19 protein-coding genes are annotated in these 20,023 nt (G+C 45.3%); 18 read left to right on the top strand and 1 reads right to left on the bottom strand.

Annotated elements, in window-relative coordinates; genetic code table 11:
- Positions 1-8 precede the first annotated feature (8 nt).
- The 13 genes from cps2T to ACFPXP_RS02510 all read left to right on the top strand — a co-directional run bounded on the left by cps2T (position 9) and on the right by ACFPXP_RS02510 (position 13,715).
- On the top strand, positions 9-1,214 hold the full coding sequence (cps2T, locus tag ACFPXP_RS02570; protein ID WP_379892093.1) for a beta 1-4 rhamnosyltransferase Cps2T: 1,206 nt from the start codon (positions 9-11) through the stop codon (positions 1,212-1,214).
- 45 nt (positions 1,215-1,259) lie between these two features.
- Positions 1,260-2,402 (top strand): glycosyltransferase family 4 protein, encoded by a 1,143-nt coding sequence (locus ACFPXP_RS02565; protein WP_379892091.1) that lies wholly within the window; start codon positions 1,260-1,262, stop codon positions 2,400-2,402.
- Between the two features lie 37 nt (positions 2,403-2,439).
- Entirely contained in the window at positions 2,440-3,333 is an 894-nt protein-coding gene (locus tag ACFPXP_RS02560; protein ID WP_379892089.1) for a glycosyltransferase, read from the top strand.
- A gap of 41 nt (positions 3,334-3,374) precedes the next feature.
- Positions 3,375-4,721: a lipopolysaccharide biosynthesis protein gene (locus tag ACFPXP_RS02555; protein WP_379892087.1), complete on the top strand. Its 1,347-nt coding sequence runs from the start codon at positions 3,375-3,377 to the stop codon at positions 4,719-4,721.
- Positions 4,687-5,703: a polysaccharide pyruvyl transferase family protein gene (locus ACFPXP_RS02550; protein WP_379892085.1), complete on the top strand. Its 1,017-nt coding sequence runs from the start codon at positions 4,687-4,689 to the stop codon at positions 5,701-5,703. Before ACFPXP_RS02555 ends, ACFPXP_RS02550 begins: the two co-directional genes overlap by 35 nt.
- A gap of 6 nt (positions 5,704-5,709) precedes the next feature.
- Positions 5,710-6,468, top strand: coding sequence for a sugar phosphate nucleotidyltransferase (locus ACFPXP_RS02545; RefSeq protein ID WP_379892083.1), 759 nt, complete (start codon positions 5,710-5,712; stop codon positions 6,466-6,468).
- A gap of 14 nt (positions 6,469-6,482) precedes the next feature.
- Positions 6,483-7,028 (top strand): dTDP-4-dehydrorhamnose 3,5-epimerase, encoded by a 546-nt coding sequence (gene rfbC / locus ACFPXP_RS02540; RefSeq protein WP_379892081.1) that lies wholly within the window; start codon positions 6,483-6,485, stop codon positions 7,026-7,028.
- A 19-nt stretch (positions 7,029-7,047) separates the two neighbouring features.
- On the top strand, positions 7,048-8,067 hold the full coding sequence (rfbB, locus tag ACFPXP_RS02535; protein WP_379892079.1) for a dTDP-glucose 4,6-dehydratase: 1,020 nt from the start codon (positions 7,048-7,050) through the stop codon (positions 8,065-8,067).
- Positions 8,060-8,962 carry a dTDP-4-dehydrorhamnose reductase gene (gene rfbD, locus ACFPXP_RS02530; RefSeq protein WP_379892077.1) on the top strand — a complete coding sequence of 301 codons (903 nt, stop codon included), beginning with the start codon at positions 8,060-8,062 and terminating at the stop codon, positions 8,960-8,962. The genes rfbB and rfbD overlap by 8 nt, the downstream gene beginning before the upstream one ends.
- On the top strand, positions 8,928-10,307 hold the full coding sequence (locus tag ACFPXP_RS02525) for a sugar phosphate nucleotidyltransferase (RefSeq protein WP_379892075.1): 1,380 nt from the start codon (positions 8,928-8,930) through the stop codon (positions 10,305-10,307). Before rfbD ends, ACFPXP_RS02525 begins: the two co-directional genes overlap by 35 nt.
- Positions 10,308-10,320: 13 nt before the next feature.
- On the top strand, positions 10,321-12,075 hold the full coding sequence (locus ACFPXP_RS02520) for a phospho-sugar mutase (protein WP_379892073.1): 1,755 nt from the start codon (positions 10,321-10,323) through the stop codon (positions 12,073-12,075).
- A gap of 143 nt (positions 12,076-12,218) precedes the next feature.
- On the top strand, positions 12,219-13,562 hold the full coding sequence (locus tag ACFPXP_RS02515; RefSeq protein ID WP_379892071.1) for a UDP-glucose dehydrogenase family protein: 1,344 nt from the start codon (positions 12,219-12,221) through the stop codon (positions 13,560-13,562).
- Positions 13,563-13,565: 3 nt separating this feature from the next.
- Positions 13,566-13,715: a VanZ family protein gene (locus ACFPXP_RS02510; RefSeq protein ID WP_379892143.1), complete on the top strand. Its 150-nt coding sequence runs from the start codon at positions 13,566-13,568 to the stop codon at positions 13,713-13,715.
- An 84-nt stretch (positions 13,716-13,799) separates the two neighbouring features.
- Here the strand turns inward: ACFPXP_RS02510 and ACFPXP_RS02505 are convergent, their stop codons facing one another.
- Positions 13,800-14,177, bottom strand: coding sequence for a helix-turn-helix domain-containing protein (locus ACFPXP_RS02505; protein ID WP_379892069.1), 378 nt, complete (start codon positions 14,175-14,177; stop codon positions 13,800-13,802).
- Between the two features lie 455 nt (positions 14,178-14,632).
- On the opposite strand from ACFPXP_RS02505, the gene ACFPXP_RS02500 reads away from it, so the two are divergent.
- The 5 genes from ACFPXP_RS02500 to ACFPXP_RS02480 all read left to right on the top strand — a co-directional run bounded on the left by ACFPXP_RS02500 (position 14,633) and on the right by ACFPXP_RS02480 (position 20,020).
- The gene (locus ACFPXP_RS02500) at positions 14,633-15,604 is read left to right on the top strand and encodes an LCP family glycopolymer transferase (RefSeq protein WP_379892067.1); all 972 of its coding nucleotides are present in this window, start codon (positions 14,633-14,635) and stop codon (positions 15,602-15,604) included.
- Positions 15,605-15,623: 19 nt separating this feature from the next.
- On the top strand, positions 15,624-16,892 hold the full coding sequence (locus ACFPXP_RS02495; protein WP_379892065.1) for a sulfotransferase family protein: 1,269 nt from the start codon (positions 15,624-15,626) through the stop codon (positions 16,890-16,892).
- Positions 16,889-18,802: an asparagine synthase-related protein gene (locus ACFPXP_RS02490; RefSeq protein WP_379892063.1), complete on the top strand. Its 1,914-nt coding sequence runs from the start codon at positions 16,889-16,891 to the stop codon at positions 18,800-18,802. The genes ACFPXP_RS02495 and ACFPXP_RS02490 overlap by 4 nt, the downstream gene beginning before the upstream one ends.
- A 38-nt stretch (positions 18,803-18,840) precedes the next feature.
- Positions 18,841-18,972, top strand: coding sequence for a paeninodin family lasso peptide (locus ACFPXP_RS02485; protein ID WP_379892061.1), 132 nt, complete (start codon positions 18,841-18,843; stop codon positions 18,970-18,972).
- 112 nt (positions 18,973-19,084) lie between these two features.
- Positions 19,085-20,020 carry an aldolase gene (locus ACFPXP_RS02480; RefSeq protein ID WP_379892059.1) on the top strand — a complete coding sequence of 312 codons (936 nt, stop codon included), beginning with the start codon at positions 19,085-19,087 and terminating at the stop codon, positions 20,018-20,020.
- Positions 20,021-20,023 lie beyond the last annotated feature (3 nt).

Raw genomic sequence — 20,023 nt, 5'->3', positions numbered from 1 at the left:
CATTCCATATGGTGAATATTTATATTATTGGCTCTAAGGGAATACCTGCAAGATATGGAGGCTTCGAAACGTTCGTAGATCAGCTGACGCAAAGAAAGCAAAATGCTGAGATTCAATATCATGTTTCGTGCTTAAATCAGGATAAGAACGAATTTGTATACAATGGCGCCCGATGCTTTAGTGTGAAGGTTCCCAAAGTGCTCGGAAGTGCTGGAGCAGTCATTTATGACATTAAGAGCTTGGCGGAAGTTGTGAGACATATTAAGAAAAATAAACAAGATGAAAGTATCATTTATATTTTGGCTTGCCGGATTGGACCATTCATGCGCTCATACATCAAGAAAGTAAAGAAGTATAACGTAAAAGTATTTATCAATCCTGATGGCCATGAGTGGAAACGAGATAAGTGGAATTATTGGATTAAAAAATATTGGAAGTTCTCCGAGAAACTCATGGTGAAGCAAGCGGATCTTACGGTATGTGACTCAAAAAGCATTGAGAGTTATATCCAGAGAGAATATGCACGCTTTCATCCTAATACTACCTTTATTGCATATGGTGCAGAAGTGGGCGAAGACAAAAACGATGAAAATCTTTATGTAGAGTGGCTGCGAAAGCATAAATTAGAATCAGGAAAGTATTATCTTATTGTTGGACGTTTTGTACCTGAAAATAATTATGAAACGGTCATTAAGGAATTTATGAAATCGAATTCGGATAAGAAATTAGTAATTATCTCGAACGTAGAAAACAACAAGTTTTATAAAAGGCTAGCTCTTACGACGGGCTTCGAGAAGGACGATAGAATCATGTTTGTGGGTACGGTATATGATCAGAAACTGCTTGCGATGATTCGAAAACGCGCCTTCGCTTATTTTCACGGACATGAAGTCGGAGGGACAAATCCTTCTCTATTGGAAGCACTGGCTACAACGAAGATTAATGTGCTCTTGGATGTCAATTTTAATAGAGAGGTTGCTGAAGACGGTGCCGTATACTTTACGAAACAGGACGGTAATTTAGAAAAGCTGATTGAGGAAATTGAAAAATATGATGTGAATGTGATCGAGCAATTAATGGTGAGAGCCAGAAACCGGATACGAAATGAATATAATTGGGATTTGATCGTAGATCGATATGAACAATTATTTATGCATACGGTAGCAGTAGAAAAAAGAATAAGTGAGCGCCATTCCATCGTTCAATCTGTTTAAAGATGGGAAGGCGTTTATTTATTTTTGCGTAGGGGTGGATATGCTTTGAAACGTTTATTTATTTCAATGGATTTTCCTCCGGATAAAGGGGGAATTCAAGATTATACGTATGGACTTGTCTCGGAAATTGATCCATCGGAAACCTATGTACTGACAAGACCCTTTTCAAATAAAGAAATGGAACAGGAATTCGATAAGCAGGTGCCTTTTACCATCTATAGAGCAAATATATATAACAATAGCAGCTTTTTCGCCTTCATCATTTCAACTTTCGTATTACTGGCATCATTGATCAGATTAAAATTGATTTACAGGTACAGGGAAATACATTTTGTGAATTCATTTCCAATTGGTCTCGCAGGGTTAGTTATGAAATACGTATTCCGTGTTCCATATTATTGCTACATCCATGGACTCGATTTTAAGTGCAAGATTCAATCTAGACAATTTCCATATTTTATAAAGGTATTACATGGGGCAAAAAAAATTATCGCCAACAGCAGTTATACGAAACTGATGATGGTGAATCAAGGTATACCGGAGCATCGCATTTCCATTATCGCACCGGGACTGAATACTAAAAAACTACTTCAAAAGTCAGGAAACGTAAAAGGGTTTAAAGAAAGATATGGATTGAATGATAAGAAAGTGTTAATTACTGTTGCAAGATTAGTTGAAAGAAAAGGACATGATGTGGTGCTCAAGGCACTGCCGAAAGTCGTTGAACAAATTGATTCTATTAAATATGTCATTTGCGGAACGGGGCCGTATAAGGATCAACTCTCGCAGATGGTTGAGCAGTACCGTTTGAGCGACTATGTTGTTTTCACTGGAGAATTGACGGAAGAGGAATTGAATGCTGCATATCAGAGTGCAGATATATTTATTATGCCAAGCAGAGAGATCAAGGAAAAGGGAGATGTAGAAGGATTTGGAATTGTTTTCCTTGAAGCAAATTACTATAAGGTCCCAGTGATTGGCGGGAATAGTGGAGGAATTCCCGATGCCATCGTAAAAGATAAAACGGGATTTCTCATAGATCCTTTAAATGAAGAGGAAATTGCACAGAAGATTTTGACATTACTTCAAGATGAGAAATTAGCCTATCAGATGGGGGAATCCGGATATTTTTGGGTGGTCAATCACTGTTTGTGGAAACATCGAGTGAAACTATTAGATACGATTTAGTTGGTTTGAAGCGGAATAATCGCTAATGGAGGATTTTATGAAGGCGACAATTGCAATATGTACGCATAACAGGGCTGATGAGCTAGAAGAAGCTATTCGCAGTGCACTAGACCAAGACTACAACCGTAACGATTTCGAAGTTTTGGTTATTGACAATCGATCGACCGATGCAACTCCAATGATTGTAAGTAGATTGGAGAAGGAAACATCCGGGAAGCTCAGGTACATATATGAGGAAAAACTAGGCCTGTCTGCAGCGAGAAACCGTGCCATTAAAGAGTCAAAAGGTGAATTTATCTTATTCCTTGATGACGATGCAATAGCCTGTTCCAATTGGATAAAGTCCATTCTAAGCGTATTTGAAACGGACAGCCAAATTGGTTGTGTGGGAGGGAAGATTGAGCCGATCTGGCAAGGTGGGGAGCCAACCTGGATTTCGGACCAACATAAATCTCTTTATTCTATCCTAGATTACAGTGACCAGATTACTGAAATGCCGCATCCTAAAATCCCATTCGGTGCAAATGTCGCTTTTCGAAAAAATATTTTTAGAGAGATGACTCCGTTTCGCGAGGATTTGGGTCGGGTCGGTACGAATCTGTTATCAAATGAAGAGAGTGAATTGATCAGTCGTATCCGTAAGCAGTACAAAGTGTTCTACACGCCTCACGGATTTGTTAAGCATAAAATTGCAAAGGATAGATCTACGAAAAAGTGGATTCTTCGAAGATTTTATTGGCAGGGGATCAGTTATTCGACCGTGTCAAAAAACAATGCTGCTGTCTCGATGGCCAAACACATTATTAAATGGTTGGAAGCCGCTGTTCTCTTAATCTTCAATTTCTACAACAACAAGAAAGCAATAAACCAGTTGGTGAAAATTTGCTATAGAAATGGGGCTATTGTTGGACTGTTCCGACAAAAAGGATGAGAGGACTATTTCGAAGGATTTTCAATAGGGAAGGTTCGGGAGTGGCGTCGACGATTCTCCGCACAAGCGTTTCGAATATGATGGTGCTTGTACTTACCACACTGACATCGATTTTATCAGCTAGAATGTTTGGAGTAGTTGGTAAAGGCGAGTTGGCCGCGATTATTTTTTGGCCAACTTTCATATCGGGGATGGTTGGGCTCGGTTTGCCGACATCTCTTATTTATAACATTGGAAAAACGAGAGAAAAGGCGTCGGGGTTTCTTAATGTAGCCATATACAGTATTGTACCAACAGGCATAATGATGGGAATTGTCGCATGGTTTGGTATTCCGATGTGGTTATCCGGTTATTCGCAGCAGGTTATTGAAATGACGACTTGGTATACGGTTGTTACACTTCCCATGCTGCTGCTTATCAATATTTTGCTCGCAGCAGCACAAAGCATGAATCAATTCCACATATACAATAGATTGAGAATGCTCGTACCTCTCATGAATGTAGTGGGATTGATTGTGATATGGTCAATTGAAATTGTAGATTTGCTGTACGCAGTAATCGTTTATGTCATTTCGAATGTCATTTCAATGGTTTGGGCAGCTATAGGTTTGCATAAGCACCTCAAATATAGATGGAATACTCCAAGGCGCGATAAAGGAATATTTAAATCGTTATTCGGCTACGGAAGTAAAGCATATGGCGTCGAATTGATCGGAACACTTTATACGCAATTCGATAAGCTAATTATTATGTCATTGCTTACACCGCGTGATTTCGGATTATATTCGGTTGTATATGCACTGTCAAGAATTTATAATACGGTGCAAAATGCTGTGACCAGTGTCGTATTTCCGAAGGTAAGCGGACTAACTAAAGATAAGATTGTGAAGATTGTAAGCAGGGCGTTTCGCATATCCACTGTACTCATGATCGTCATCGTAGTTCCAAGTATGGTCATCGGAAAGCATTTGCTCGGGATTCTATATGGTGAAGAGTTTTTGGAGGCAGGATCAACGTTTTATATCTTAGCCGTTGAATGTATCCTTGGAGGGAGTTCCTGGATATTAGCATCTTCGTTCAATGCGTATGGCAAACCCGGACTTGTGCTGATTAGACAAATCATTGCTTTAACCGTCACCATCGTATTTATGTTGATCTTGACCCCAATAATGGGGCTGAATGGAATTGCTTTGGCACTATTGGGAGGATCTATTATTAGATTAATAATTTCCATCATAGCGATGTCTTTGCTTTTCAAAGTTCCAGTTCGTCAGATTGTATACGATAAACAAGACATACATTATATCAAACATCAGATGAGAAAAAAGTTGCTATCCAAAGGAGTTTCAGGAGATGAGAAACCAGCCAAATCTTCATCCCATGGATGAATTGAAAAACCGGCTAAAAGGGATTTTGAAAGTAGTTCCGCCTGGTTCCGAAATCTATTTGCTTGATTATCCTGTGTACGGAAACGGCGGTGATATGTTGATCTGGAAAGGGACCGAAGCCTTCTTTAAAGAACATCAGATAAAGATTCGAAAACGATACAGCGTAAAAGACTTTCCGCAACAACATCACCTGGCGATTCCGGAACATGTGATCATCGTACTGCACGGCGGGGGGAATTTCGGAGATTTATACTTGCCCCATCAGCAGCTGAGAGAATATGTTGTGCAGCACTATCCACGAAATCGAATCGTCATTCTCCCTCAGACGATTTATTACAAAGACGAACGCAATTATGATAGAACCGCTGAAATTTTTAATAAGCACTTTGATTTGCACCTCTACTTAAGGGACGAAAACTGCTACACACTGGCAAAGTCTAAATTGTCCTCCTGTCATCTGTACCTCATGCCAGATATGGCTCATCAGCTTTGGCCAATCAAATCGAGCCATCATGTAATCAAAGATACGCTTTATTTTCTTAGAACGGATATTGAGACGAACCAGCGACAACAGGCAGGATCGAATACACCTCAAGGCAATAGCTGTGTAAAGGATTGGGACACTTTGTTTAACAAATTGGAACGTAAATTTATCCGACTATTTTCATTAGTATATGGGAGATTATCGGGTAAGCTTCCAATGAGATGGATGTGGTCGAAATATACCGATTATTTAATGAAGAAAACGATTCGCGAATTCAGCAGTTATGAGTCGATTCAAACCTCCAGACTGCATGGACATATTTTGTCCTGCTTACTAGATAAACCGAACACGTTAATTGACAATTCTTATGGAAAGAACAAAAGCTATTATGATGCATGGACATATCGTATTGAGAGTACTCGTGTTATGAGCGTGCCAGCCCCTTCGAGTGAAGAAGCCAGCCATGTAGCCAATAAAAAAACATTAGCGGGAGTGTGATGAGAAGTGAAAGGAATCATACTGGCCGGAGGAACCGGCTCAAGACTGTATCCGTTAACGAAGGTAACGAATAAGCATTTGCTGCCAGTTGGGCCGTATCCGATGATTTATCATGCGATTTATAAATTGAAGGAAGCCGATATTAACGACATTCTCATCGTCACGGGACGAGATCATATGGGGGATGTCGTTAATTTGTTAGGCAGCGGATATGAGTTTGGCGTCAGCTTCTCCTATAAAGTTCAAGACCAAGCCGGCGGGATCGCACAGGCACTGGGGCTTGCGGAGAGCTTCGTCAAGGATGAGCCAATGGTGGTTATTTTGGGAGATAATATATTCTCAGATAACATGACAGCATACATTGATAACTTCCGTAAACAGGGTGCTGGAGCCAAAATCTTGCTAAAGGAAGTACATGATCCTGAACGCTATGGTGTTGCGGAACTGGCAGACGGACGCATTCGCTCTATCGAAGAAAAGCCAGATGTGCCGAAGAGCTCCTATGCGGTGACTGGCATCTATATGTATGATGCGACCGTGTTTGATATTGTAAAAACCCTTAAGCCTTCAGGAAGAGGCGAGCTGGAAATTACCGATGTCAACAATGCGTATATCGAGCAAGGGCTGTTGACGTACGATATATTAGATGGTTGGTGGACGGACGCAGGAACACATGAATCATGGGGGAAAGCGAATGAATTGATCCGCGAGCAGGCATTTGATTTGAATTTTGGGCGAAAAGTGGCTGTTAGCCTAAAAGTATAAGGAGTACTGAAAAGATGAAAATTACTAGGACCCGATTAGATGGTGTACTTCTCGTTGAGGCGCCAGTTTATGGAGATCACAGAGGCTTCTTTACGGAGAGTTATAATCAGAAGCAGTTCATCGATGCGGGAATAGAGATGGCATTCGTACAGGATAACCATTCCCTATCTGCGGAAGCGGGAACGCTTAGGGGCCTTCACTTTCAGCATCCGCCTAAAGCCCAGACGAAGCTGGTGCGCGTACTCACAGGAGCGATTTATGATGTTGTCGTCGATTTACGAAAGGAATCTGCGACGTACGGGCAGTGGGAAGGTTTCATACTAAGCGAATCGAATAAAAGACAGCTGCTGGTGCCTAAGGGATTCGCACATGGCTTCTGCACACTTGTTCATCACACACAAGTATTCTATAAAGTAGATGAATACTATTCCAGCGAGCATGATTCGGGGATTTTGTGGAATGATCCAGATTTGCGGATTACTTGGCCAATCGATCGTCCAGTGTTGTCTGAAAAAGACGGCCAGCTTCCAACGTTAAGCGAAGCACAACTATATTTCTAACGTAAACGGAGGAATAACGATGAATATACTAGTCACAGGTGGAGCGGGTTTTATTGGAAGCAACTTTGTGCGCTTGATGCTGAATAAGTACCCGGATTATAAAATTGTGAATTACGATAAGTTGACTTACGCGGGCAACTTGGAAAACTTGAAAGACGTAGAAGAAAATCCGAATTATGTCTTCGAGAAGGGCGATATTTGCGACGCACAGATGGTTCGAGAAATGTTGAAAAAGCACCAAATTCAGGTCATCGTCAATTTCGCGGCAGAGACACATGTCGACCGAAGTATTCACGATCCGGCGATTTTTACACATACGAATGTGTACGGTACACAAACGTTATTGGATGCGGCTAGACAAAATGGCATTGAACGGTATATTCAAATTTCTACGGATGAGGTCTACGGTTCCCTCGGGGAAACCGGATTTTTTACGGAGAAGACGCATCTATCTCCGAACAGTCCTTATGCCGCGAGCAAAGGCGGAGCCGATTTACTGGTGAAGGCGTATTATGAAACCTACGGATTGAACGTGAACATTACCCGTTGTTCCAATAATTACGGCTGCTATCATTTTCCAGAGAAGCTCATTCCACTTATGATCACCAACGCGCTGGATAATCTTCCGCTGCCGGTATATGGCGATGGCTCCAACGTCAGAGATTGGCTGCACGTCAGCGATCATGTGAGTGCAATTGACTCGGTGCTGCATCATGGCAAGCCTGGCGAAATATATAATATCGGTGGACAAAATGAACGAACGAACCTTTCAATCGTCGAAATGATTGTAGGCAAATTGAATAAACCGAAATCATTGATCAAATTCGTTAAAGACCGTGTGGGCCACGACCGCCGTTATGCGATAGATCCCGCAAAAATTGAGCGGGAACTGGGCTGGGCACCTAAGTACACGTTCGAGCAAGGACTGGAGGAAACGATTAAGTGGTATGTCGAGAATGAATCTTGGTGGAGACGAATCAAATCCGGCGCATATTTAGAATATTATGTGAAGCAGTATGGAGAAGCACTTCATGGATAAGCTGACCGTTGTCGTTACAGGAGCCGAAGGTCAACTGGGCAAGGATCTCGTAACTTTACTTAGTGAATCAGGACATCATGTGATTGGTTTCGGAAGAAGAGGACTTGATGTAACGGATCTCGTTCATGTACAGAAGACAATCTCGGAGATCAGGCCGGATGTTGTGGTTCATAGCGGCGCTTACACGAAGGTAGACCAGGCTGAATCCGAGCCCGAGCAGGCGTACTTGGTGAACGGCTATGGCACGCGTAATGTGGCTGTTGCCTCGCAGGCTGTGGGCGCCAAGCTGGTTTATGTCAGTACGGATTACGTATTAAATGGTCAAGGCGCTGCGCCATTCGACGAATTTGCACTGACTGATCCGCTCAACGTCTACGGGCGCTCTAAATGGATGGGAGAGCAGTTCGTACAGCAGCTCCATACGCGCTACTTCATCGCCCGTACATCATGGGTGTACGGACAGCACGGAAACAACTTTGTGAAGACGATGCTGAAGCTGGGAAGGCAGCAAAGCGAAGTAAGCGTCGTAAACGATCAGTTCGGCTGTCCGACCTATGCATGGGATTTGGCGCAGGTGATTTCCGATTTGATAGTTACCGATCAGTATGGCGTATATCATGTTTCCAACACGGGGAGCTGCACGTGGTTTGAGTTCGCACAGGCTATATTTGAGTGCTCCAGCATGAACGTGCGCGTGCTTCCAGTCTCATCAGAAGAGTTTCAAAGGCCGGCTAAGCGACCGGCCTTTTCTGTTTTTGATCACCAAGCCTTAAGGCTGGGAGGCTTTAAGCTTCCTCGCCATTGGAAGGAAGCACTGCAAGCCTTCCTTATAGAACACGATATAGGAGGGGAAGCTGCTCATGAAGATCGTTCTGCTCTCGGGAGGATCGGGTAAGCGTCTCTGGCCTTTATCGAACGATTCCCGATCCAAACAGTTTTTGCGCATATTGGAGGATGGAGAAAATCGCCAGTGCTCCATGGTTCAAAGAGTATGGAAGCAGTTAGGCCGTGAACAATTGCAATCTTCTGCATATTTAGCAACGAGCAGATCGCAGGTAGAAATGATCCAAAGTCAGCTCGGGAACGAAGTGAAAATGATTGTGGAGCCACAGCGTAGAGATACTTTCCCCGCCATTGCGTTATCAGCGGTATATCTGTATTCGATGCAGGATGTTTCACTGAAAGAAATCATTACGGTGCTGCCGGTAGATCCATATGTGGAAGATCACTTTTTCGCCAGACTGCGTGATTTAGAGGTGGCGTTACATGAGTCCGGCGCCGATTTGGGATTAATGGGGGTTAAACCCACGTACCCTTCAGAAAAGTATGGCTACATCGTGCCAGAAGCGAGAAGCCATACGATGGAGAATAGGCCAGAATACGTAAAGGTAGAGCGTTTTGCTGAAAAGCCCTGCGAGGAACAGGCGCATCTTTTAATGGAACAAGATGCGTTATGGAACTGCGGGGTTTTCGCATTTCGCTTGGAATATTTGATTAATCAGCTCATTGAACGGGGACTGCCCATTCAATATGAAGAACTGCTGAAGCAGTATGATCGGATGAAGAAGATCAGCTTCGATTATGAGATTGTTGAACGAGCGGAAAACATTATTGTCCTGCCATATGAAGGACAGTGGAAGGATTTGGGGACCTGGAACACCCTTACCGAGGAAATTGATAAACCTTTGATCGGCAAGGGCATCGTGACCGAGGATGCGATCAATACCCATGTGATTAACGAATTGGATATCCCCATTACGGTGATGGGCATCAAGGGAGCGATTATTGCAGCCAGTCCGGACGGGATTCTCGTATCCGATAAAGAGGCAAGCCCACGCATAAAAGATGTCATGAAGCATCAGGATCAGCGCCCCATGTTTGAGGAACGTCGCTGGGGATATTACAAAGTGCTGGACTATGTTAAATATCCGGATGGGCAGGAGATGCTGACCAAGCGGATCTGTATCAAGGAAGGTCGCCACTTAAGCTACCAATTGCACTTTAAACGCCAGGAGGTCTGGACGGTGATTTCCGGTCAAGGCGAAATGATTTTGGAAAAAGAAAGAAGGATCATTCAATCCGGAGATGTGATCGTCATTCCGAAGGAAGCCAAACATTCCGTGCGGGCTTTTACCGAGCTGGATATGGTGGAAGTACAGACCGGTACAGAACTTGTAGAGGAAGATATAGTACGATTAGCGATGAAATGGGAGGAAATTTTACAATTGTGCACCTCCTAAGGAGACAAGAATAATGGTAGTGATTGCGGAACAGCTTAATCATCTCGTTCAGGCGAGATATCACAGATGGAAGAGCGCGGATTTACCCGGCAGCATCCGCAGGGAACTAAAAAATTTAAAATCTTCGGAAATTACAGACCGGTTTTACACGTACTTGAATTTTGGGACGCAGGGCATGCTGGGCAAGATCGGAGCGGGAACGAACCGCATGAACAAATATACGGTGGGGTGGGTAACGTGCGCCTTTGCGCTGGACCTGCTGGAACACGTTCATCTGGCCAGGCAGCGTGGAGTCGTCATCGGATACGATTCTAGGCAGTACTCCAAGGAATTTGCGGAACATTCCGCTCTAGTATTGGCGGAAATGGGTGTCAACGTCTATATGTTTCAAGAGACTCGGCCTACTCCTCAGCTCTCCTTTGCCATCCGTTGGCTTCATGCGGCGGCTGGCGTCATGATTACCGCTGGGAATCATTCCTCCGATTATAACGGGCTGAAGATTTTGACCGAGGACGGAACACCGATGCAGCAAACGATGGCGGACCGGATGATGCAGGTTTTGGAGGGCAAGGAGAATGAGCTCGTCATTCCTGTCATGGAGCTGGAGCTTGCCAAGGAGAGCGGCAGACTCAAATTCATTGATGGAGAATTGGATGAAGCCTACGAACAATCGCTAAGATTTGCGGGATTTTCCCATGAACCGAATTTTATCTCGGCACCGATTAAGGTTCTTTATAACCCTTTGCAAGGAAAAGGGGGGGATGTCGTCTGCCGAGCGCTTTCAAGCATGGGTTTTACGGAGATACGAGAATTGCCGGAGCGCCTTAGACCGAATCCTTACTTCTTTCAGATGAACTCTCTAGACTTAGATGATCCGGCGATGATGGAACCGACACTGGAGATGGCAAGAACGTATAGGGTCGATTTGGTGCTCATTACGAATGTCGAGACGAATGAACTGAATCTGTTAGTTAGGGATTACCGAAACGGAACATACGTATCTCTTTCCGGTAATCAATTGGGTGCCTTGATGCTGGACTATCTTTGCAGTGGGAGAACTCGCAGAGGACTGCTGCCCCCTAACGGGGTAGCGGTTAAAACTGTGCTGACAACAGAATTGGCTGCCTCGATTGCAGAGAGCTACGATGTTGGGCTAGTCAATACCCTGCATGGCTTTAAGCATATTGCCGCTAAAATGGCATATTATGAAAAGACAGCAAAACAGTCGTTCATATTCGGTTTCGATGAGGCCGGGGGCTTTGTGGCTCCCGGCTTTGTGCGGGATAAGGATGCCGCACAGGCTTCGATGCTGCTGACGGAGATGGCGGGATATTATAAGGCGAGGGATTTGTCGCTGCTCGATAGGCTTGAACAATTATATGAGCAGCACGGCTATTTCGCAGAGGATCGAATCATGATCCGGTTCAGCGGCCTGGAAGGACTGCTGCAAATTCGTAATGTGATGGATCGATTGGGGGATGAATACCCTTCTGTTCTTGGAGGGCTGAAAATTCGCTGGATTTGCAATTTTAACAGAGGTGAAATGAGGAAATACAGCAGAGGACGATTGACTCCTGCGGAAATTCCGAAGGCAGACCTGCTGAAGTTTATTTTCGAGGATGACTCTTGGTACGCAATTAGACCGTCCGCTTCGGACACGGTGCTCAAACTCTATTTTGGCAGCAGGGGAGAAACCCGTGCGGAATGCAGGGACAAATTAGCGCGAATTCGTTCTGAGGTGCTGTATACGGTGGAATCGATTATTTGAAGATGAGCCAAAGAATGATGGCCCATAATAGTCCCGAACAAACGATACCCCATAAGCATCCTTTCGGGAAAAGTAAACGACGCTGTTTCATACAGAGGCCTCCGTCATTCATTTAATATCAGTATATAACAGGAGTGGTAGTGATGAATATAGCTGTCATCGGAACCGGCTATGTCGGCCTTGTGTCTGGTGTTTGTTATGCAGAGCTCGGAAACCATGTGATCTGTGTAGATAAAGAAAAGGACAAAATTCGCGTACTGCAGGAAGGAGGCATTCCGATTTATGAGCCGGGCCTCAAACAGCTGGCTGACCATAACCGGGAGCTGGGAAGACTCCAGTTTACCTTCGATACGCTTGAAGCAGTCAGGCAGTCGGATGTGGTGATTATTGCAGTTGGAACACCCCCAGGACCCAGAGGAGAAGCCGATTTACAATATATTGAGGCCGCGGCTCGCGAGATTGGGGATGCAATGAATGGCTATAAAGTCGTCGTTGTGAAAAGTACCGTCCCTGTTGGTACGAATGAGAAAGTACAGCAAATCGTACGTTCTCGTACGGATCAAGTCTTCGACATCGCATCCGTGCCGGAATTTCTGCGAGAGGGTTCAGCTGTACGGGATACGCTGTATCCGGACCGCATCGTGATTGGTGCAGAGTCGCCTCAGGCCGTAGAGTTACTGAAGCAGCTTCATCAATCGCTTACACCCGAAATTATCGTGACCGATATCCGCAGTGCGGAAATGATTAAATACGCCTCTAATGCGTTTTTGGCGACGAAAATTTCTTTCATTAACGAAATCGCGAATATTTGTGAAAAGGTGGGTGCGGATGTCACCGAGGTTGCGACAGGAATGGGGCTCGATCATCGGATTGGCCCGCATTTTTTGCAGGCGGGAATCGGATATGGAGGCTCCTGTTTCCCGAAGGATACGAAAGCGCTCATTCAAATCGCAGGCAACGCGGATTATGATTTCAAACTGTTGAAATCGGTCGTAGAGGTGAACAGGCAGCAGCGCTTCGGCATTATCGACAAGCTGATTGCAACGATCGGTCCGATGCAGCGAATGGAAGGAAAGAAAGTGGGAGTATGGGGTTTGGCATTTAAGCCCGACACAGATGATGTGAGGGAGGCTCCCGCGCTCGACATTGTTCAAACGTTGATTGAACATGGTGCTATACCGAAAGTATACGATCCTGTAGCCATGGATAACTTTCGTTCTGTGCTTGACCACCCCTCGATTCATTGGTGCCGCAGCGCATTGGAGGCGGCGGAAGAGGCGGAAGCGATATGCTTATTGACCGAGTGGAAGGAATTTAAGCAGACCGATTTTAAAGCTGTAGAACAGGTGATGCTGAGGCCGCTGCTCATCGATGGCCGCAACATATTTGGGCCGCAGCATTTTAAAGATACGCAGTTTCTTTATTACTCGGTAGGTCGTCCTGCATTTGGGCAAGGGCACGGAGCGATGCAGACGTTGATGGGATAAACCATCAAGCGAACAGCCTATATGTATGCATGGCTCATCTCTCTCGCATGGGCCCTCTTAGATGAATGGCATCAGTCCTTTGTCCCGGAAAGAACGGCTTCATTCGCGGACGTATGTCTAGACAGCTCCGGAGCGGCGCTGGGCATTATTTAGGTCATGGCAGTGCATGCCTTACGGCGTATTCGAAATAGACGGTCAAATCGGAAGTGACTTCATTGTGGCAAAAAGAAAGAGGGGCTATGCATCTGGTTTCCCCTCCGGCGTGTCTGAATCTTTTTTTGTTCGATTTTTCATCACATGTTCAAGCAGTTGTCTGACCAGTTCAACATCTTCTTTCTCGAGCGGAATGCCATCCCAGTTTAACTGATGGTGGTTTAATAATTCCTTGGCATTATGAACGGGTTCCTGCGGTTCAGGGTGATCCATTAGACCAAGTAAGTAATCTGAAGAAGTATGGAGTTTCTTGGCAATGGTCTGAATTGTTTCGAGTGTAGGCTGTCTATAACCAGATTCATACCCTGCATAAGTGCTTTTTGCAACTCCTACAGAGTCTGCCATTTCCTGCATTGAGAATTTCCTGTTTTTTCTCAACTGCTTGAGGCGTTTTGCGAACATACAAAATCCTCCTAAAGCATCATACGTACCTTTGAATTCGATCATACATGTATGAGCTGTTCGTATGAGAATGAGCTTGCCTGACGTCATGTCCCGAATGGTCCAAAGGGTAGAATGGTACTACAAACATTGTAAACTATATTTGCACAATTGCAATCATTTTAGAAGCCCCTTAGCGGGAAGAAGAAGCCTTACACGGATCGTTTCTGTTACGAGAAGGCAAGAAATAACGGCAGAAATCGAAAATATCTCAAATTCGCTTTTTCTAGTAAAAATACTTAATTCGACATAAGAAAACACTTTCCAATAATTGGTATATACAATAATTCGGAATGAATTTCATCAACCTGATTCATTTTTAGTATAACAACAGAATGATTAGGTTGTTAGCGATATGTACCAAGAGGGTATGGAGTTTGGGAGCCAATGCTGAAGGCAAAAGGTGTGGTGGGATCATGGCGGAAAAGTCGGTAATGCGAAGTTTCAAGAAATGGGCAGCTTCCGGGATAGTCATCCTTTGTATCCTCCTATTAGGAGCCAGTGGCTACGGATTTTATATGTATATGTCATTAAAGGATACGGCGGAGAAGATGTATGAGCCCTTAGTAAGACTTGAATCCACAGAACGAATAGATCCGATATTTGAAAACCCTGTTCAGGTGACGGATACATCAGATCGTGCAGCGGCTCCCTCTGTCCATGCATTCACCGTACTGCTGCTGGGGATTGATCAGCGAAATGAGGAACAAGGGAGATCCGATACGATCATGGTTCTAACCTACAATCCGGAACGAGAGAAGCTCTTGATGGTGAATATTCCCCGAGATACTCGAAGCCTCATTGTGGGTAAAGGGATTGAAGATAAAATGAATCATGCCTATGCCTTTGGCGGCACAGCGATGTCGGTTGCGACCGTGGAGAACTTTTTAGGCATTACGATTGATTATTACATCAAAGTAAACATGAAAGGATTCCAGCAAATTATTGACGCTTTTGATGGTGTGCAGGTGAATAACAAGGCGTCGTTTACGTATGAAGGAGTCCGTTTTCCAGAAGGCAATTTGGAATTAGACGGTAAAGAGGCCCTCCTATACAGCCGTATGCGAATGGAAGATCCAAGAGGGGACCTGGGCCGAAATGAACGGCAGCAGCAAGTGATCGGTTCTCTGCTGAATAAGGGGAAGTCCATCAAGACGCTGGCTGTACTCAATGAAATCCTGGAGATCGTTGGAGAACAGGTGCGGACGAATTTCACATTCGACGAGATGAAGCAGATGGTATGGGACTATAAGGATCGGATCAACTCGGTTGAGGCAGATGAGATCGCCGGTGAAGGCTCAATGATCGATGGAATTTACTATTATATTGTTGAAGATGAAGAGAGAAGAAGAATTCATGAGCTTATTATGAATCAGCTGAAAGGCTAACGGACAGGGGGATTCGGTGATGATTGGCAGGCAGGGACAAAATGTAGTCTTTTTGCTATGCGTTCCCCGCAGCGGGAGCTCTATGGCGACCGTGATGCTGCAAAACCACAGCAAAGTGTTCGCGTCTCAGGAGATGTGGTTTCTTATGAGCCTGTACGAATTGCGATATCGTGCAAATCAACCGCCTTACGGGGGCAGTGAGATTTTAAAGCAATTTTATCACGGGGTGCTGTCCGATGAGATGTATGAAGATGCCTGCAGACAGTTTGCACTTCAGGTATACAACAGTCTGCTGCATAGCAGCGGCACACAAATCGTGGTTGACAAATCCCCGAGGTACTATGCAGTGCTGGAGTTTCTAGACCGACTGTTCCCGCAGTCACGCCGAATTTGGCTGATCCGAAATCCATTATCGATTCTTTCATCCTACAAGAAGGTAGGCTCATGGCCCAGAGGGGATATGGATATAGCCGATCGGCTGAGAAGTGACAAGTTTGATGTGAAGATCGCTGATTTGACGGTTGGCTTTATGCGCTACGCCCAGTATTTTTCAAAGGAGAACCCATATGCGTACCGACTATCCTACGAACAGCTTGCCGCCCATCCGGAGGAGGAGCTTCGTAAAGTATGCCAATTCATTGGGGTGGACTACGAGGAAGGTCAGCATAAGTATGGAAATCCGAAAAACAGTACGAAAGCAGACCTGTTCTACAGCATGGGTGTAGGCGATCCCTTCTTAAGCAGTCATGTGGAGCCCCATACCCAATCCATTGACAGCTGGAAGGAGATTCTTGATAAAAAGGAAGCAGAAGCGTATTGCCGTATTTTAGGAGCGCGATCGTTTCGCAGCCTAGGTTACGGCGATGCGTTAGAGGAAGTGGAGCGCTGGACGGGTACGCGGTTTGAGCAGGAACCGGATCAACAATTGCTGCAGCAGCGGACCCGACAATTTATGGAGCATACCGGCTTCGTATGGAAGCCTTCTTATCGCATCCAGCATAACGAGGAAGAGAGCGTTATCGATTCTTCGACCTCTCCGGAATTGATTACAGAGGTGAACGGCAGACGAAGTATGGCTGCCAATCATACGGAGCTGCAGCAGTTGAAAATGGCGGTGCGCGCTTTGGAGAGAAGATTGGAAGCCAGCCATGCGGATCGTGACAAATTACGGGAGGAGCTCCGCAGCACAAAGCAAAAGATCGCACGTATTAAGTCGATGATTCCATTCGGCAACCGATTATCTCACTTAGCGTCCGCTTATTTGAAGCAGGGGGGAAGAAAATCATGAGTGCCATCGTCGGTATTGTGCATGTTGATGCGGATTATTCTGCGAAGGCGCCAGGATACGGAATGCTGTCCGCACTGCAGCATTATCCTGCGGATGACGTGCAGACATGGAGTGAAGGACCGGTTTTCCTGGGCTGCCATGCACAGTGGATAACGCCTGAATCGGTGAACGAACCGCTGCCATACTACGATCGAGAGCGCGGGCTGGTGATCACGGCCGATGCGATTCTGGACAATCGGAGCGAGCTTTTACGGCAGTTGAATATAGAACAAGCATCGGGCAGAGACATTCCAGATAGTCAGTTGATTCTTTTGGCTTATGCCAAATGGGGCGAGCAGGCTCCTCATTATTTATTGGGCGATTATGCATTTATGATTTGGGATATACATAAGCATCAGTTGTTCGGAGCGAGGGACGTATTAGGACATCGAACGCTGTATTACCGCGAAGGAGGAGGTCAATTCGCCTTCAGTACGGTGATGACGCCTCTGTTTACTTTGCCCGGCGCAAAGAAAGAACTGAATGAGCAGTGGTTGGCCGAATTTCTTGCCATACCGGATATGTCCGAATCCGTAGATCTCATTTCGACGGTCTATAAGCAAGTGTACCAGGTTCCCCCATCTCATACGGTTATCGTGAAGGATGGGCACGTGAAGTTTTCAAGGTTCGGAAAGTTAGTGCCGGAGGAAACACTCAAGCTCCGTTCTAATGAAGAGTATGAGGAGGCGTTTCGGGAGGTTTTCGGCAAAGCGGTGCAATGCAGATTAAGAACGAGACATCAAGTAGGCGCGGCTTTAAGCGGTGGACTGGATTCCGGAACCGTGGTCGGATTTGCAGCTCCTTCCCTAAAGCAAGAAGGAAAGACCCTCCATTCTTACAGCTATGTACCCGTAGATGATTTTAACGATTGGACTTCGAAATCACTGGTGGCCAATGAACAGCCATTTATTCAATCGACCATTGATTTTGTTGGGAATATAAAAGGAAACTATCTGAACTTTCAAGGAAGAGATCCGTTTACAGAAATGGATGACTGGCTGAATTGTCTAGAGATGCCATACAAGTATTTTGAGAACTCATTTTGGATAAAAGGGATTTACGATCAGGCGAAGCATGATGATGCTGGTGTTTTGCTCACCGGCGGCAGAGGCAATTTTACGATTTCGTGGGGACCGGCGGTTGATTATTATGCCCAGCTGCTGAGGCGGATGAGATGGGTTCAATGCTTCCGGGAAGTTCAACTATACAGCAGGTTTACAGGGATTAGGAAGGGGCGCCTTTATAAGGCGTTGGGAAAGAGGGTCATCCCAAGCGTCGCACATCGAATATTTTCACGCCAAATCTATATGCCTGTACTTATCCACCCGGAGTTAGCTCGAAGAACGAATGTGTTGGAAAAGGTGCAGCAGCACGGATCTATGCTTACTGATCCTTTCGAAATCCGAAAGGATAAGTTTGAAAATTTAACGGTTGCCAGCAAAAACGGAGCAATGGCGACCAAGATGTCGCTCAAGTATAGGTTATGGGAACGCGATCCAACAAGTGATCCAAGAGTCGTTCATTTTTGTCTTTCCTTGCCGATGGAGCAGTATGTGCAGGGAGGACGCGACCGCTCCTTGATCCGAAGAGCGACAAAGCAGATTCTTCCCGATAAGGTACGACTGAATCAGCGGGTTCGCGGCGTGCAACCTGCCGATTGGGTACATCGGATGATGCCTGCTTGGCGTCATTTTATGGATGAAGCTAAGCAGATGAGTGCACATCCGGTCACCGCAGAATACTTAAATGTTGAACGAATCAAGGAAGCTATTTCAGGAGCTGAAAACCCTACACCGGAGGATGCCATAAATCCTGATTTTAGATTGCTAATGCATGCCATGATCGTATATCGGTTTATTCGAGATATGTAATCTTTCAGATATAGATGACTTGAAAGGAGGTGATATCGATGCAAAACGAGCTGAAAAAAGAATGGCAGCAGCCTACACTGGAAGTACTGGAAGTAAGTGAAACGATGGCTGGTAAAGGTAGAACGCGGATTGACTGGGTAACGACCCACGATGCAGACATTTATTCCTAATATTCTTACTCAGTCGTACTTATGTTTCATGATGCCCTTATGCGATTCGTCGTATAAGGGCTCATTCCATTTCTGTACAGATAATGAGGGTTCCCATCAAGGGGGGAAGCAAGTGATACCTACGGTTAAAAAGATGGTGTATACGGCATTTGGCATGCGCATTTGCAGTGATGTGCCAATGCCGGAGCTGCCGCAGGCAGATGGCCTGCACGATGATGCGGATATGATGATTGAAAAATCGGATCTAACAGCCTTATGGGACAGCTTGGGACTTGAGGAAGAGGATAATTTCGTCCAAATCGATCAAAGGCTGCTGTTCAAGATTCCGGACACGGCATTGTTCTGTATCCAAGAAGGAACGAAAATTACGGTTTCACCGATGTCTGGAGCCGATGAACATAAAATTCGATTGTTCTGCCTGGGCACTTGTATGGGAGCTATTCTCCTGCAACGAAGGGTGCTGCCTTTGCATGGAAGCGCGGTTGCCATTGACGGTAAAGCCTACGCGATTGTGGGCCATTCTGGGGCGGGAAAGTCAACGCTTGCCGCAGCCTTTTTGCAAAAGGGCTATCATCTGCTTAGTGATGATGTGATTGCCGTGACAGCTTCGGCGAACAGCGCTGTACCTGTCGTGATCCCAGCCTATCCGCAGCAGAAGCTGTGGGAGGAGAGTATTGTTCGGTTTGGCATGGAGACAGATCGATATGCTCCTTTATATGAAGAAGTATCGAAGTATGCTGTGCCTGTAAGCTCTAGTTTTCAGACGGAAGCGCTGCCCCTCGCTGGCATCTTTGAGCTTGTGAAAAGCGAACAAGGGGGCATAGCTCTGCACGCTGTACAGGGCCTCGAACGACTGCACACCATATTTATGCACACATACCGAAACTTTTTAGTCTTTCGTCTAGGCTTAGCGCAGTGGCATTTCACGTTCTCCGCAAATCTCGTGAAGCACATAGTGTTGTATCAATTAATAAGACCGGATCAAGGGGAGTTTACGGCTCATGATCTGGCATCACTCATTCTAGACACAGTTCGAAAAGGAGAGTAGATC

Source organism: Marinicrinis lubricantis, assembly GCF_042658665.1.
Classification (GTDB): Bacteria; Bacillota; Bacilli; order Paenibacillales; family KCTC-33676; genus Marinicrinis; species Marinicrinis lubricantis.
Note: the sequence above shows the minus strand (reverse complement) of the source record. Positions and strands in the feature narration are given on the sequence as shown.